Annotated in this window: 10 protein-coding genes; 8 read left to right on the forward strand and 2 right to left on the reverse strand. The window is 65.4% G+C overall.

The features are described 5' to 3' along the window. The first annotated feature begins 47 nt into the window (after positions 1–47). From P0D87_RS28375 to P0D87_RS28400, 6 genes are all read left to right on the forward strand, one after another. Positions 48–1,682, forward strand: a complete 1,635-nt coding sequence (locus P0D87_RS28375) for a hypothetical protein (protein WP_053860781.1) — start codon at positions 48–50, stop codon at positions 1,680–1,682. 188 nt (positions 1,683–1,870) lie between these two features. Further along, complete coding sequence (locus P0D87_RS28380) at positions 1,871–2,179, forward strand: hypothetical protein (protein WP_053859728.1); 309 nt, start codon at positions 1,871–1,873, stop codon at positions 2,177–2,179. Positions 2,180–2,371: 192 nt separating this feature from the next. Further along, positions 2,372–2,530 carry a hypothetical protein gene (locus tag P0D87_RS28385; protein ID WP_167450680.1) on the forward strand — a complete coding sequence of 53 codons (159 nt, stop codon included), beginning with the start codon at positions 2,372–2,374 and terminating at the stop codon, positions 2,528–2,530. Positions 2,531–2,958: 428 nt separating this feature from the next. Further along, complete coding sequence (locus P0D87_RS28390) at positions 2,959–3,264, forward strand: hypothetical protein (RefSeq protein ID WP_006047534.1); 306 nt, start codon at positions 2,959–2,961, stop codon at positions 3,262–3,264. Positions 3,265–3,391: 127 nt separating this feature from the next. Then, complete coding sequence (locus tag P0D87_RS28395; RefSeq protein ID WP_082367134.1) at positions 3,392–4,339, forward strand: 3-hydroxyacyl-CoA dehydrogenase family protein; 948 nt, start codon at positions 3,392–3,394, stop codon at positions 4,337–4,339. Positions 4,340–4,498: 159 nt separating this feature from the next. Next, positions 4,499–5,110: a flavin reductase family protein gene (locus P0D87_RS28400; RefSeq protein WP_006047536.1), complete on the forward strand. Its 612-nt coding sequence runs from the start codon at positions 4,499–4,501 to the stop codon at positions 5,108–5,110. A gap of 165 nt (positions 5,111–5,275) precedes the next feature. On the opposite strand, the gene P0D87_RS28405 is transcribed toward P0D87_RS28400, so the two are convergent. Together P0D87_RS28405 and P0D87_RS28410 are read right to left on the reverse strand one after the other, a co-directional pair. Continuing rightward, positions 5,276–7,249 carry a methyl-accepting chemotaxis protein gene (locus P0D87_RS28405; protein WP_053859726.1) on the reverse strand — a complete coding sequence of 658 codons (1,974 nt, stop codon included), beginning with the start codon at positions 7,247–7,249 and terminating at the stop codon, positions 5,276–5,278. Positions 7,250–7,446: 197 nt separating this feature from the next. Then, positions 7,447–9,759 carry a heavy metal translocating P-type ATPase gene (locus P0D87_RS28410; RefSeq protein ID WP_321175878.1) on the reverse strand — a complete coding sequence of 771 codons (2,313 nt, stop codon included), beginning with the start codon at positions 9,757–9,759 and terminating at the stop codon, positions 7,447–7,449. A 276-nt stretch (positions 9,760–10,035) separates the two neighbouring features. Here P0D87_RS28410 and P0D87_RS28415 point away from each other — a divergent pair, with 276 nt between their 5' ends. Both P0D87_RS28415 and P0D87_RS28420 read left to right on the forward strand, forming a co-directional pair. Beyond that, positions 10,036–11,469: a DUF1254 domain-containing protein gene (locus tag P0D87_RS28415; protein WP_053859724.1), complete on the forward strand. Its 1,434-nt coding sequence runs from the start codon at positions 10,036–10,038 to the stop codon at positions 11,467–11,469. Positions 11,470–11,680: 211 nt separating this feature from the next. Further along, positions 11,681–15,544, forward strand: coding sequence for a DUF748 domain-containing protein (locus P0D87_RS28420; protein ID WP_053859723.1), 3,864 nt, complete (start codon positions 11,681–11,683; stop codon positions 15,542–15,544). Positions 15,545–15,563 lie beyond the last annotated feature (19 nt).

Consider the following 15,563-nt stretch of genomic DNA (forward strand, 5'->3'; position numbering starts at 1 on the left):
CGAGCGGTGCCGGCGCCCGCTCCCCGGCGACGGCCGCTTTCTTCTCTATGGCAGATTCCGCAGTAACCAAGCAGTCCCGGCCTGAGCGCGCCGCTTCGAAGAAGCGTCGCCAGGCCACCGTCCCAACCGAAACCGAAAAGAAGCTGGCGCGCGCCGCGCGCTCGGCGCAACGTCTCGCGCAACTGAGCGACGTCGCGCGCGACGACAGCACGCTCGACCTGTTCCCCGACGACCCCACCCGCGCGACGCTGGAAGCGATGAATATCGACATCCGCCAGGGCACGCTGCATGGCTTCGAATTGCCCGATGTGGTGCTCGCGGCGGTGGGCGCTTTGGATGCGTCGGCTGAGGGTGCGTCGATGGATGGTGGTAAGGCGGCGCGGCGGACAGGTCGCGGCGGGAAGAGTGACGAATCTGAGGCGGTGAGCGCGCAATTGACTGGGCTGGAGATCGAGCCGCCGGCGGCCGTTGCGTCGGATGCGGCGCGCGAATCGTCGGCTGTGGATTCGGCTGACGGCGATAAGCTGGCCACTTCGGCGCTTACGCCGGCCATGGCGGCCGCGACCGTCGCGCGCAGCGTGACCGCGCTGCGTCAGGCCGTGGAGCCTGGCGGCGTGAGTGTGGACTCGGCGGCTGGTGACGGCGCAAGACAGGGGAACGCCAAATCCGGGCAGCGGTTGGCTTCGACCGAGCGAACGGAAGCGGCGCTGCCTGGCTTGGCGGATGCGACTGCAGCGAGCCCGCGCGGCGGAGCGGCTGTAGCGCTGGAGTCTGGGCTTGGGTTGGCCGCAGGCGTGGCGTCGTCCAGGGCGGCGGACGCGCAAGCGCGTCGGACGGCCGCGTCGACGGACAGATTTGCGAGCTCATTTGCGGACGAGACGAAGCCATCGGCGATTGGATCAGCGCGCGACGCAACGGCAACTGCAACCGCAGGCATAGAAGCGCCGGAAACCAAACGCATCGGCACCGCGGCCGCGTCGGCGCACGATACAACGTCAACCGCAACTGCAGCGAAAGAAGCACTCGACACTAAACGCACAGTCACCGCGCCCACCTCGGCGCGCGATACGACACCGACTGCGACCGTGGCCACCGAAGCGCCAGAGACTAAACGCACCGCCACTGCACTGACGTCGGCGCGCGGCGCAACGTCAACCGCGACAGCAGCGACAGAAGCCCAACGCGCCGAACCCGCCGCCGCCGCGCCCGCCGCGCCCACCGCGCCCACCGCGCCCGAACTCGACCGCGCCCGTGCAACCGCCTTCGCGGACACCGTCGATGCGTTGTACGGCGTGATCGCCGACCAGCGCCGCGCGGCAACCGACCACTCGCGCCGCATGAAATGGATGCTGTCGATCGTGGTCGGCGCGCTGCTGATGACGGTCGCGATCGGCATCACGCAAACGCTGCTTCTCATGCGCCTGACGCGCGAGACGACGGCGCAGCAGCATCGCGTCGAAGAGATGATGCAGAACCAGCAGGCCGCGATGGCCAGTCTGCTCGACACCCAATTGGCGATGGCCAATGCAGCCGCTGCGAAGGCCGCTTCCCCGGCCGTGATGCCGACGGCGGGCGCCGCGGCCGCCGCAGCACCGCAGCAAGCCACCACGACGCCGACAGCGAACGGCAAGCGCGCCATCCGTACTCAACACGCGCACAAGCCGAAGACCGCCACGCGCTGATCGTCCGCGAGTCCCCGCCGCGCCGGCGCAATGCCAGCCGCGCCGCGATTTCCACCGCCTCGCCCGGATAGACGCCGTAAGGCGGACGCCGCCCGCTGTCCGCCGCAATCGCGATCGCGCGCTCTACACTCTGCATGCTGCCGCGAAGCCGAATCGGACACGCGGGCGCCTCATTCGACCCTAGCCACATGCCGACGAGCGAACACAAATATTCCATCGACGACCTGATCGCCGCGCTTCTGCGCGATCAGGGCATACACGACGGACATTGGGCCTTGAACGTCGAGTTCTCGGCCACCGGCGCCGCCGTCAAGCCGCAAGACCAGCCGACGCGCACGCTGCCGGGGCTGATCGTGTCCGTCAACAGCGCGACGCTGGTGGCGGCTGACCCGTCGGCGGAAGGCTCCGTCGACGCCGCCGCCGTCAACCCGCGCAAAAGCGGGCCGGCGAAGCGGCGGGCGGCCAGCCCGAAAGCCGGGCCGACGACGCTGCAATAAGCGCTGACGGCGACAAACGGAAGGCTCGCAAAAAGGGACGTTGTAATGTTGCAACGCAATATGCCCGTCCATGCGGCCAGGCGTCGCACCACCCATTTATTGCTGCGCCGCACTAGCTTTCGACTAGGGAAAACCCTATAATTCTTTTTAAGGGAAAACCCTAGCAAATGCAGCAATCAACCGGGAGTCGCCATGAGCTTCATCTTTGCACTGTTTCAAAAGGTCAGCGACCTCTTTGCGTCGCCCCATCTGCCGCTGGACGCAGACTATTCGTATGCGGCACGCGCCCGCGAAGCCGAGCGTCAGCGCAAGGCGCAAGCCACGCTGTTCGGCATCAAGCTGACCGACTAATAGCAAGCTGTTCGGCCCGCGCGCGTTAAAGCGCCGGGTGCGCACCTCGAGTGCGCGCGCATCATTTCAAGCCACTGCCCGCGAAAGCGTGCCGTGGCTTTTGTTTATTCGGGGCCTGGCGCGCCGCTTCAGCGGGTTCGCTGCCGTCTTATATTTCCCCGCCGAAATGAATGTAACGGCGGCTGACGTGATTGCGCCGCGCAAAGCGCGCGCTCGGCCCCGAGAGCCTTATTGCCCGCAGGTCTCAGCCGAGAAGGCGCTAACGCCATCCGTCCCTATCTTTGAAATGTGCGCTTACAAGTGCTCACGTCTTCATGCGGTTTGCGTCGTTAAAGTGGTTTTCAAGCGCACGGCGTCGTGTGCAGGCCCCAAAACCCGGGCCAATGCAGCGCGGCGCCGGCTTGATCCGAACTTTACGGGAGAGAACCATGAAAGCCTTCAACAAGACATCGCGGACTATCGTCGCGGCATTGCTGGCCGGCGGCGCCATGCTGGCAGCCGGCGGCGCGTCCGCTCAGGAACGCGTCATCGTCGAACACGGCCCGGCGCCGGTCGTTTATGGTCAGCCGCATATGATGCCGGTCGGCGTGTCGATCGACATCGGCTGGCACGGCGATCGTTATTACGACGGCCATCGCTATTGGCAGCACGACGAGTGGATGCGTCATCACCCGCACGACTATGATCCGCGTCACCACGGCCGCGACGAGCACCGTCCGCCTGCGCGCTACTAATTCGCGCATGAACCGTCGCGCCGCCTGAAACGGCGCGAACTGGCAAAGCCGGCTCTTCCGCGAGGAAGGCCGGCTTTGTCGCGTTCGGCATGACGCATGCTCGGGCTGCGCTATGCTTTAACGCTTTATGGATTGTCAGCGAGGTAGCGGCGTGAGCAAGGCAGCGAAAGCAGTGATAGGCGTAGTGGGCACCGGGTTGATGGGCGTCGGCATCGCGACGCAAAGCGCGTTGCACGGACACCGGACGGTCGTCCATGACGTCGACGCGGCTCGTCTCGGGAGCGTCGTGCCGAAAGCCGAAGCGGTGCTGGACGAATTGATCGACGCCGGCCGCATCGGGCCGGAGGCGAAGCAGGCGGCGCTCGCGCATATCGAGACGCATGCCGCGCTGGACGTAATGCGTTCCGCCGATTTCGTCATCGAAGCGATTCCAGAAGTGCTGGAACTGAAGCACCGCCTATACGAAAAGCTGTCGACGCTTCTCGCCGACGGCGCCATTCTCGCCAGCAACACAAGCGGCTTCCCGCCGGATCAATTGGTCACGCCGTTGCGCGCAAAAGAGCGCTTTGTCATCGCGCATTTCTGGAATCCGCCGCACATGATTCCGCTCGTCGAAGTGGTGCCGGGAAGCGCGACTGCGCCGGACGTCACCGCAAAGACCGCGGAATTGATGAGCGCGATCGGCATGGAGCCGGTGGTTCTGACGAAGGCGATTCCCGGATTCGTCGGCAACCGTCTGCAGTTCGCGGTATTGCGCGAGGCGCTGAACATCGTGCGCTCGGGCGCGGCGACGCCGGATGTGGTCGACCGCGTCATGAAGGCGTCGCTCGGGCGCCGCTGGGGAATCGTCGGTCCGCTGGAGGCGGCAGACATGGGCGGGCTGGACACTTTCCTCGATATATCCACGCATCTGATGCCCGAGCTCGCGAAAGACGAAGACGTGCTCGATCTGCTGCGTCAGCAGGTGGACGCGGGGCGCGTCGGCGTGCGCAGCGGTGCCGGGTTTTATGACTGGGACGAAGCGCATCTCGCGCAGGTGAAGGAAGGGCGCAAGCGGGTGATCGGGCGGGGGTAGGGTTACGGCGGTGCCGCTGACTTAAGGCATATAAATCGCAAATACAGGCTTAAGCCTGTATTCGCAAATTACAAGCTAAAACCTGTTAAACGTGCGCCGCACCGCCCGCCCGACTCTGCGCTATAACTACCCATCATCCTTCCAACACGCGCCACGCCCATGTCCCACTACTTCTACGACCCTGCCGCCGGCCACAACCTTCCGCACGATCCGTTCAAGGCGATCGTCGCGCCGCGTCTGATCGGATGGATTTCTTCTCGCGACACCGACGGCACGCTGAATCTGGCGCCGTACAGCTTTTTCGGCGCGTTCGCGACTTTTCCGCCGATCATCGGTTTTTGCAGCGAGGGGCGCAAAGACAGTGTTTCCAACATTGAAGCCACCGGAGAATTCGTCTGGAATCTCGCGACCAAACCGCTCGCCGAGCAGATGAACCGTTCGTCCGCGCCGGTTGCGCCGCATGTCGATGAATTCGAGCTCGCGGGGCTCACGCCTGCGCCGGGGCGTAACGTGCAGGTGCCGCACGTCGCGGAATCGCCGGCCGCGCTCGAATGCAAGCTGCTGCAGGTCGTGCGGCTGCATACTCTCGACGGCAAGCCGATGGACAACTACCTGTCGCTCGGGCAGGTGGTCGGCGTGCACATCAACGAGGCTTATCTGAAGGATGGATTGTTCGATACGCACGCCGCGCAACCCATCATGCGCGCCGGCTATCGCGCGGATTACGCGGAGATTGGCAACATGTTCGAGATGTTCCGGCCGACCGCGTAACAGCAGGCCTCTGCAGAGGCGACGCGCTCGCAGCCCGAGAACATACAGCCCGAGCAATGCACAGCAGGAGCACGCTTGGACCGCGCCTTCGAGCGCGGCTCAGTCCCGCCCCGAGCGCGCCTTCAAGCGCGCCTCATCCCAACCGCACCCGCGCCTCGAACCCACTCAATCCCGCCCACTCTCAAGCTTAAACACGCTAACCACTTGCGCCAAACGCGCCGCATGGTCGCGCAATTCCGCAGCCGCCTCTTCCGCTTCCCCGACAATGGTCGCGTTCTGCTGCGTCGCTTCGCCGATCTGCGTGACGGCGAGATTGACCTGCTCGATGCCGCCCGACTGCTCGCGCGACGCCACGCTGATCTCGCCCATGATCGCGCGCACCTGGCCGACCTGCTGAACGATGCCTTGCATCGTCGAGCTGGCCTGCTCGGCAATCTGGAAACCGCTTTGCACGGTCGCGGTCGATTCGGCGATCAGACCTTCGATCTCCTTCACCGAAGCCGCGCTGCGCTGCGCGAGCGCCCGCACTTCCGAGGCGACGACCGCGAAGCCCTTGCCGTGCTCGCCAGCGCGCGCCGCCTCGACGGCCGCGTTAAGCGCAAGAATGTTGGTCTGGAAAGCGATGCCTTCGATCACGCTCGTGATCTCGGCGATCTTCTGCGACGAGCGGCTGATGTCGCCCATCGTCGACACCACGCGTTCGACCGCGCGTCCGCCTTCGAGCGCCGCGTCCGCCGCACGGGTCACCAGCGTATTCGCTTGCGATGCGTGATCGGCGTTCTGCTGCACCGTCGACGTGATCTGCTCCATGCTCGCCGCGGTTTCTTCCAGGCTGCTGGCCTGCGTCGCGATGCGCGAGGCGATGTTGCCGCTACCCGTGGCGATCTTCTCGGTGCCTTCCGACATATCCGTCGACGCGCTGCGCACCTGCGAAACGATGCGCGCGAGACCTTCGCCGATGCCGTCGATCGAGCGCATCAGGCGGCCGATTTCGTCGGCGCGTCCGCTTGCGCCCTGGGCGACGCGCACGCTCAGATCGCCCGATGCAAAGCGCTCGGATGCCTTGACGGCTTCGTCGAGCGGCCGGCTGACGAGGCGGCGCACCGCGAACAGGAACACGACCGCGAACACGCCGACCAGCACGAAGCCGGCGACCAGGAAGTGATTGCGCGTCGCGTTGACTTCGGCCATCACTTCGTCGCGCGGCGCGACGCCGCCCACGAGCCATTGCCATTCCGGCACGGTGATGAACGAAACGAATTTGTCGCGCGCGCCTTGCTCGCCAAGCGTGGCGTCGGCGGAACTGTATTCCAGCCGGCCTTCCTTCATGTCGAGCATTTGCTGATACGGCGCGTTCGCGTTGTCCGCGTTCTGGCCGGCGGCGGCCGGATGCACGACCAGCTTGCCGCGGTCCGCGCCCTTCGACGCGTTGACCACAAAGTAATAGCCGCTGTCGCCGATCTTCAGCTTGCGGATGCCGTCCTGGACCTGCTGGATTTCCGGATCGACGTTCACGCCGACAAACAGCGCGCCGATCACGCGGCCGCTCGCGTCCGTCACCGGCCGGTATTGCGTGATCCAGCGCTTGCCGAACAGCGCGGCGAGCCCGGTATAGGTCTTGTTGGCGACGACGAGCGCATACGCCGGTCCGTTGCGGTCGAGCAGCGTGCCGATTGCGCGCGAGCCGTCCTGTTTTTTCAGCGAGGTCGTCACGCGCACGAAGTCGTCGCCCGTGCGCGCGAAGATCGTGGCGACCGCGCCGCTGCGTTCGAGAAACTGGTCGGGGATAGTGAAGTCCATGTTCAGTACCTTGTCGCCGGCTTTGAACGTGGGCGTGGCGACGCCGTTGACGTCGATCTTCTGCGTTTCGTCGAGCGTGTAGGTGCTGGGCAGGAAGCTCGCGAACAGCGACGTCGAGCGGTCCACTTCGGCGGACAGCGCCTTGTCGAACAAGCTGATCATCGCGGCGATCGAGCGATCTTTTTCGGCGATGCGTTCAAGCACCTGGTCGCTGACCTGCTTGCCGGCGCTGCGCGTGAGCGCCCACGTGAACGAGGCGAAAATCAACGCGACCAGCACGCACGAAAGTACGGCGAGCCGCGCGCCGACGCTGGCGCCGCGCAAAGAGAATGATTTCATGGACGTGTGCGGAGTAAGAAGGACAAACGATGCACGGCGGGCGCGCAGGCACCCGCCGGCATCGTGTCTGGTTTACGGCCGCCGATAACGCTTCCTTTAGCGAACTGGAAGCATTTCGTAATACTGCGGCGCTTCAAAGCGCCTGTTTGCACGTCTCAACGCACCGTCTGACAGCGCCTGAACACCCCGTCAGCCTGTCAGCGCTTCGTCGTCCACGTGCGCAGCAACAGCGCGTTTGTGACCACGCTCACGCTCGAGAACGCCATGGCCGCGCCGGCCAGCATCGGATTCAGCAAGCCGAAGGCGGCGAGCGGAATGCCGATCAGGTTGTACACGAATGCCCAGAACAGGTTTTGCTGGATCTTGCGCCACGTCTTGCGCGAAATGTCGATTGCATCGGCCACGAGCGCCGGGTCGCCGCGCATGAGCGTGATGCCGGCCGCGTGCATCGCGACGTCGGTGCCGGTCGCCATCGCGATGCCGATGTCGGCGGCGGCGAGCGCGGGCGCATCGTTGATGCCGTCGCCGGCCATCGCGACGATGCCCGCGCTGCGGATTTTCAGATCGCGGATCACGCGAGCCTTGTCATCCGGCAGCACATGCGCATGAAATTCGTCGATGCCGAGTGCTTGCGCGACGCTCGCCGCGCTGCCGCGATTGTCGCCGGTCACGAGCACGCTTTTCACGCCCATTGCCGCGAGCCGCGCGACGGCCGCGCGCGCGGTCGGCTTGACTGTGTCGCCGAATGCCATCAGCGCGAGCGCGACGGGCGTCGACGGATCGAGCTGCATGAGCCAGGACACGGTATTGCCGGCCGCTTCGAGTTCGCGGGCGCGCGCGGCGACTTGCGGCGGGAGTTCGACGCCCAGTTCTTCCAGCCAGCGCGTGCTGCCGAGCGCGAGCTTGCGGCCGCCGACTTCGGCTTCGACGCCGCGGCCGGCCACGGCGCGCGCGTCGCTGGCGGTCGGCGCGTGCGCGCTGGATTTCGCCGCCTCATACGCGCTGACGACGGCCCGCGCGAGCGGGTGATCGCTTTGGCGCTGCACGGCTGCCGCGAGCGCGAGCGCTTCATCGCGAGCGATCTCGCCGACCGGTTCGAACGCCGTCACCGAAGGCTGCCCGATGGTCAGCGTGCCGGTTTTGTCGAACGCGACAAGATTCACGCGATGCGCGGTTTCGAGCGCCTCGGCGTCCTTGATCAGCACGCCGTGCCGCGCCGCGACGCCGGTTCCGGCCATGATCGCGGCCGGCGTCGCCAGGCCGAGCGCGCACGGGCAGGCGATCACCAGCACCGCGACCGCGTTCAGGATCGCGGTTTCGCCGCCGGCGCCCGCCAGTAGCCAGCCGATCAGCGTGAGCGCCGCAATCGCCAGAATCGCCGGCACGAAGATTTCGCTGACGCGGTCGACGAGCCGCTGGATCGGCGCCTTCTCGGCCTGCGCGCTTTCGACAAGCCGAATGATCCGCGCGAGCGTCGTTTCCGCGCCGGTCGCGGTGGTGGTCACGGCAATCGCGCCTTCGCCGTTGATCGAGCCGGCGGTCACCGCGTCGCCAGTCTGTTTGGCGACGGGCAGGCTTTCGCCGGTAATCAGCGATTCGTCGATGTGCGTGCGGCCTTCGAGCACCGCTCCGTCGACCGGAACGCGTTCGCCCGGCCGCACGATCACGACGCTGCCGACCGTCACTTGCGCGAGCGGTACTTCGCGCTCGCCCGCGCCAACGCGAATGCGCGCGCGCTCGGGGCGCAGCGCCTGGAGCGCGCGGATCGCGTCGGTGGTTTGGCGCTTCGCGCGCGCTTCGAGCCATTTGCCAAAGCGCACGAGCGTGATGACGACCGCCGACGCTTCGAAGTACAGATGCATCGCGTCGTCTGGATGACGCGCGAGTTGATAAACGCTGATGCCATACGCCGCCGACGTGCCGAGCGCGACCAGCAAGTCCATGTTGCCCGCGCCGGCGCGCACCGCGCGGTAGGCCGCGCGATAGAAGCGCGCGCCGAACACGAACTGCACGACCGACGCGAGGCCGAACTGCAGCCAGACCGGCAGCATCGCCTCTGTGCCGAACCATGCGGCGATCATCGGGACGATGAGCGGCAGCGTCAGCAGAGCGCAGACGAGCACGGCCGCGAGTTCGCGGCGTGCCTCGCTGCGTTTGCGCTCGGCGGCGGACGGTGCGGCGGCGCCGGAAGCGCTGGACGGGCCGGCATCGGCTGATTCCGGCGCGGTGTCCGGCGGCGCGACTAACGCGGCTTCGTAGCCGGCTTTCTTGACGGCGGCGATGAGCGCGTCGGCAGTGACCGCCGCGCCGGTCGCCGCATCGCTCATCAGATTGACGCTCGCGGTCTCGGTCGCCAGATTGACGGACGCCCCGGCGACGCCCGGCACCTTCGCCAGCGCTTTTTCGACGCGCATCGCGCACGACGCGCAGGTCATTCCGCCGATTTCCAGCTCGGCGGTGTGGATCGGATCGGCGTCGGCAGGACGGGCAGCAGCGGCAAGTTCGGTCATGGTGATGAAGGCTCGTGGCGGCATCGGCCGCATGATGAAGCCTAGTATTGACCTTCCCATGATGGGAAGGTCAAGCGCAGTCTCGCCACGCGCCGGGCTTTGCGGCAATCAGCGATTCACGCCTTTGCGCTTGCCTGGTGAGCGCGGATACGATACAACGCGATGTTGTCGGCGATGCAACGCGGACTGGCTGCGCTGGTTTTGGGAGACCGCGCGAGCACTGTTGCCCTCACGCCGGCGTCTCCCTTAGGACAGCACGTTCCGCCCTCTGAACGAATGATAAAAAATCGCCGAGCAGTGTTTACGAATTACTGGACCTGCGCATCGCTCGCAGGCCTCGCATTTTTGGCTGGTTGCGCGTCGACGCCGTCCACGACGCAAAAATCCACCGGCTGGATCAAGGACGAAGTCGCCGATTCCTATGTATTCGGCTATCCACTGGTGCTGATGGGGGTGGCGCGCGACGCGGCCGTCGGCACCGAGCCCGGCCAGGCGCCGCTCAATACGCTGCGCCATGCGCAGGCGCTGCCGCCCATCGGCGCGGCCAATCCGATGCAGCCGAGCCTCGACACGCTGGACTCCACCGGCTGGCTCGACGTCGGCAGCGAGCCGGTGATCCTCGCGCTGCCCGACTCGCGCGGCCGCTATGTGGACGCCCGCGTGCTCGATATGTGGACCAACGTGGTGTGGTCTACGGCCGACCAGTTCGCGACGCGCGCGAACGGCATCAAGGCGCAGGCCATCGCGTTCGTCGGACCGGGTTGGCAGGGCGATCTGCCGAAAAACGTCAAGCGCGTCGACGTGCCGACCCGCAACGCATGGGTGAGCGTGCGCGTCCAGTCGAACGGCACGCGCGATCTGACGGCGGTTCGCAAACTGCAGCGCGCGATTCGCGTGGCGCCGCTTTCGGTGTACGCGGGCAGCACGCGCTCGGCGTCGATTGCGCCGCCGCGCAGTAATGCCGATGCGCCCACCGGCGCCATTGGCGCCGCGGGTGCATCCGGCACGCCGGCCGCGCAGGTCGCCGCGCTCGACGCAAACGGCTTCTTCAACCGGCTCGCGCAGGCGCTGCCCGACAACCCGCCGACGCCGGCCGATCCGCACGCGCTCAAGTTTCTCTCCGACCTTGGCGTGACGCCGGGCCAGCCGGTGAAGCTGCCGGGTGCATCGGACGCCATTGCAGCCGGTCTTGCCGACGGCCATGAGCGCGTGGTCACGCCGCCGTCCAATCTGCTGACGGGCAACGGCTGGAGCTGGTTCGGCGACGGCGTGGGCAGCTACGGCCCCGACTATGCGCTGCGCGCTTACGCCGCTTTCGCGCAGCCGGGCATCGGCACGAAAGACGATGAAGTTCGCGCGGTCGTCACTCAGGACAGCGACGGTCACACGCTCAACGGCGCGAATCGCTACGTGATTCACTTCGCGCCGAATCAGTTGCCGCCGGTGCGCGGCTTCTGGTCGATCACCGCTTATACGAAGGACGGCGCGCTCGGCGAAAGCGCACCGGCGCGTATCGCAGTCGGCGATCGCAACGGCGCCCGCCGCAATCGCGATGGATCGCTTGATGTCACGGTCTCGTCGACGCGCGGCAAGAGCGGCAACTGGCTGCCGGCGCCGCGCGCCGATCTGCAACTCGTGCTGCGCCTTTATGCGCCGAAGCCTCAAGCCACCGACGGCACCTGGCAACCGCCGGCCGTCGTGCGTCAGTAATTTGCGCTTCGCATAGCCGGCAAGATTCGAAGGCCGGCAGCGCGCGTCCGTCACGACTTCGCGGTCAATGACGGACGCGCGGTTGTAGAGCGCGGGCGATTGTGTAAGCACGGCTTACATTTCTATCCGACGAAAGATTCACGACTTATACTGCCGCTTGCGGGATTTTCGTGTCGCGGCCGGCTTGCCGCCGCATTACCCAAAACCGAGCATGGCAAGCATCAATAAAGCATCACTCGCCTCTTCCATGCAGACCATGCGCGATGTCGCGCAGTCGCGCCGCACACGTCGCGTCATCACCGGTCTGCTGATCTTCATCGTAGTGTTCGGACTGCTGGGCTTTTTCGCGGCGCCGCCGCTGATTCGCCATATCGCCGAACAACAGCTCAGCAAGCAACTCGACCGGCCCGCTACGATTGGCCGCATTGCGCTCAATCCCTACACGCTGAAACTCGAAGCGGACCGCGTGCATATCGGCGAGCGCGGCGGCGCGGGCGATTTCGTGGACATCGAAAGGCTTATCGTTCAGCCGTCGTGGAGTTCGCTGTTTCGCGCGGCGCCGATTGTCGATGAAATACAGCTTGATTCGCCGCGTTTTCATATTGTTCGCTACGACGCGCAGCGCTTTAATTTCACCGATCTGATCGAGAAATTCTCGAAGCAGCCAAGCACGCCCGACAGCAAGCCGACGCTCTTCTCCGTGTCGAACATTCGTCTCGAGAACGGCCAGATTACGTTCGACGACAAACTGCTCGGCGCGACGCATGTGATCGATCAATGGAAGCTCGGCATTCCGTTTATCGCCACGTTGCCGTCGAAAACCGATATCTTCGTCGAGCCGTTGCTGCGCGCGCGCATCGACGGCAGTCCGCTTGCCATCGACGGCAAGACGAAACCGTTCGCCGCGTCGCGCGAGTCGGAAGTGTCGTTGCGCTTCGAAGGACTCGACGTGCCGCGCCTCATCTCATATGTGCCGACCAAACTGCCGGTGATCGTGCAGGCGGGCAAGCTCTCGACGGATCTGAAGCTCAACTTCGTGATGTCGAACGACGCGCCGACACTGCGCGTGGCGGGCACCGTCGATCTGAACGATGTCGATGTGCGGGACGCAAGCAAGGCGCCGTTTTTCGCCACGCGCGCGGTGCATGTCGCGGCGCGCACGCTCGAGCCGCTGAAGAGCGTCTATCACTTCGACGACATTCGTATCGACGCGCCGATTGCCAATCTCGCGCGCGACCGGAACGGAGCGCTGAGCGTCGAGAAGATGTTCGCCCCCGCGCCGGCGCCTTCGGCTGCGAAGAATGCGGCGCAAGCGGCGAGTTCGCCGGCGCCTGGCTCCGCAGCGGCGGCACCGTCGGCTGCATCGGCGGCAAGCGGCGCGCAGAACAACGCTCAGCACGAAGCGCAAAAAAGCGCGGACAAACCCGCACCGCCGCTCGACCTCTCGATCAAACGCTTCGTACTGAACGACGGCACCGTCAACGCACGCGACGAAGCTACGTCGCGTCCCGTCGACGTCGGTATGGAAAAGCTCGCGGTCACGCTGACCGATTTTTCGACGCTCGCCACCGCGCCCGCGCACTACACGCTCAACACGAACCTCAAACGCAGCGGCGGTTCACTGGGCGTCGCAGGCGCATTGAGCCTGGCCGCCAAAACCGCGAGCGCCAAACTCGATATCAAGTCGCTGAATCTGCCGCTGCTGCAACCTTATCTCGATGCGGCAACCGTGGCGCAAGTCACCGACGGCACGCTTTCGACGACCGCGAACATCGGCGCGAACTGGTCGAAGTCGCCGGCCGCGGTGATGGTCGCGGACTCGCAGCTCGATCTGCAATCGCTGAAATTGACGACGCGCGGCGCGAAGGCTCCTGTGATCTCGCTCGCGCAGGGCAGCGTCAAGGTCAAGCAGGTGGACCTGAACGCGCGCACCGCCGATGTGACGAGCGTCGACACGACCGGCCTCGCCGTCGACGTGCAACGGCTGAAAGACGGCAGCATCAACCTTGCATCGCTCGCCGGTCCGCATGAGGCGGAGCCGAAACGCACGGCCATTCATGCTGTGAAGAAGGCGCAGGCGGAAGGTCCGGCATGGCACTACAAGATCGGCGAGCTGAACGTGAAGGACGGCACCGCCAATTTCACCGACAACACCACGCCGCAGCCGGTCAAACTCGGCATCGCGCCGCTGCAACTGAAAGTGCAGCAGATCAGCGACGACCTGAGCCGTCCGCTGCCCGTGGAACTGCAAGCCACGCTGAACAAGAAGGGCACACTTGGCCTGAAGGGCGACGTCACCGCGACGCCGCTCAAGGTTGCGGTCAAGGTGAACGCGAACCGGCTCGACGCGGCGGCGTTCGAACCGTACTTCGGCAGCCAGTTGAATGCGACGATTGCGAGCGCGCTGCTCAACGGCAGCGGCGATCTTGCGTTGAGCCAGGCGAAGTCGTTGAAGGCGACTTATCGCGGCGATGTGGCGCTCGTGGACGTGCGCATGCTCGACAAGGCCACCTCCGATCCGTTCGCCGGGTGGCGCTCGCTCGCGCTGACCGGGCTGAAGGCGGATTACGACGAGCGCGGCACGTCGGTGGACGCGGAGCGCGTCACGTTCACGAGGTTCTATGGACGCGTGCTGCTCGACGCGCAAGGCAAGCTCAACCTGAACGACGTGGTCGCGCATCAGAGCGGCGCGGCGCAGTCGCTTACGCGCGACAAGAACGCCAAGGACGGCGCGGAACCCGTGCCGTTGACGCCGCCGACGGCCTCGGCCGTGGTTGCCGCGTCGGCACCGATCGTGGCGTCAGCGTCCGCGCCGGCGTCGTCCACCACGACCGCTGCGCCCGCCACGCCTGCCACCGTCACTGCCGCAACACCGCCGCAAAGTCCGGTCAAGCTGCATTTCGGCCAACTGGTCTTGCAGCAAGGCCGCGTGACCTACACCGACAACTTCATCAAGCCGAACTTCACGGCGAACCTGGTTGGCATTCAGGGCACCGTCGGCGCATTCGGCACGCAGTCGACCACGTCCGCGCCCGTCGACATCGCGGCGAAGCTGGCCGCCAATGGTCCGCTGTCGATTCGCGGCACCGTTAATCCGCTGATCGCGAAACCGGCGCTCGATCTGACCGCGAGCGCGCACGACATCGAGCTGACCAATCTCACGCCGTATTCCGCGAAATACGCGGGCTATCCGATCACCAAGGGCAAGCTGAACGTCGATCTTCACTACAAGCTCGAGAACGACCAGTTGAACGCGGACAACCATTTGTTCATTGACCAATTGACGTTCGGCGATCACATCGAAAACGACACGGCGACCAAACTGCCGGTGCGGCTCGCCATCTCGCTCCTGAAAAATTCGCGCGGCGAGATCGACGTCAATCTGCCGGTGTCCGGCTCGTTGTCGAACCCCGAGTTCAGCATTGGCGGCCTGATCTGGCATGCGGTGCTGAACCTGCTGCAAAAGGCGGTGACCGCGCCGTTCTCGCTGATCGCGAACGCGTTCGGCGGCAGCGGCGAGGAACTCGGCTACGTGGAATTCGAACCGGGCTCCGCGCAGCTCACCGACGCCGACACGAAGAAGCTCGAGACGATCGTGAAGGCGCTCGGCGCGAAGCCGTCGATCAAGATGGATCTGATCGGCCGCGTCGACCCGAAGATCGACGAGCCCGCGTTGCGCATGCGCTACGTGGACCGCCTCGTCAAGCAGCAGAAAATCAAGGACGTGGTGGGCAACGGCGAGAGCGTGGACCTGTCGAGCGTCACCGTCGATCCGAAGGAATACGACAAGTATCTGACGAAGGCCTACAAGTCCGCGGACTTCAAGAAGCCGCGCAATTTCGTCGGCCTGACGAAGTCCTTGCCCGACGACGACATGAAGAGCGCGCTCGCAGCGAACGCGCCCATCGACGAGGCCAGCCTGCGGCAGCTTGCGCAGCAGCGGGCGCAAAGCGTGCAGCAGTATCTGGATGGCAAGATCGACAGCAGCCGCGTGTTTGTCGTCGCGCCGAAGCTCGACGCGGACGGCATCAAGGACAAAGGCGCGACTACGCGTGTTGATTTCGGGCTGAAGTGAGTAAGGTCACGTGCGCGCC

This window comes from Paraburkholderia sp. RL17-368-BIF-A, from assembly GCF_046054045.1.
Lineage (GTDB): Bacteria > Pseudomonadota > Gammaproteobacteria > Burkholderiales > Burkholderiaceae > Paraburkholderia > Paraburkholderia graminis.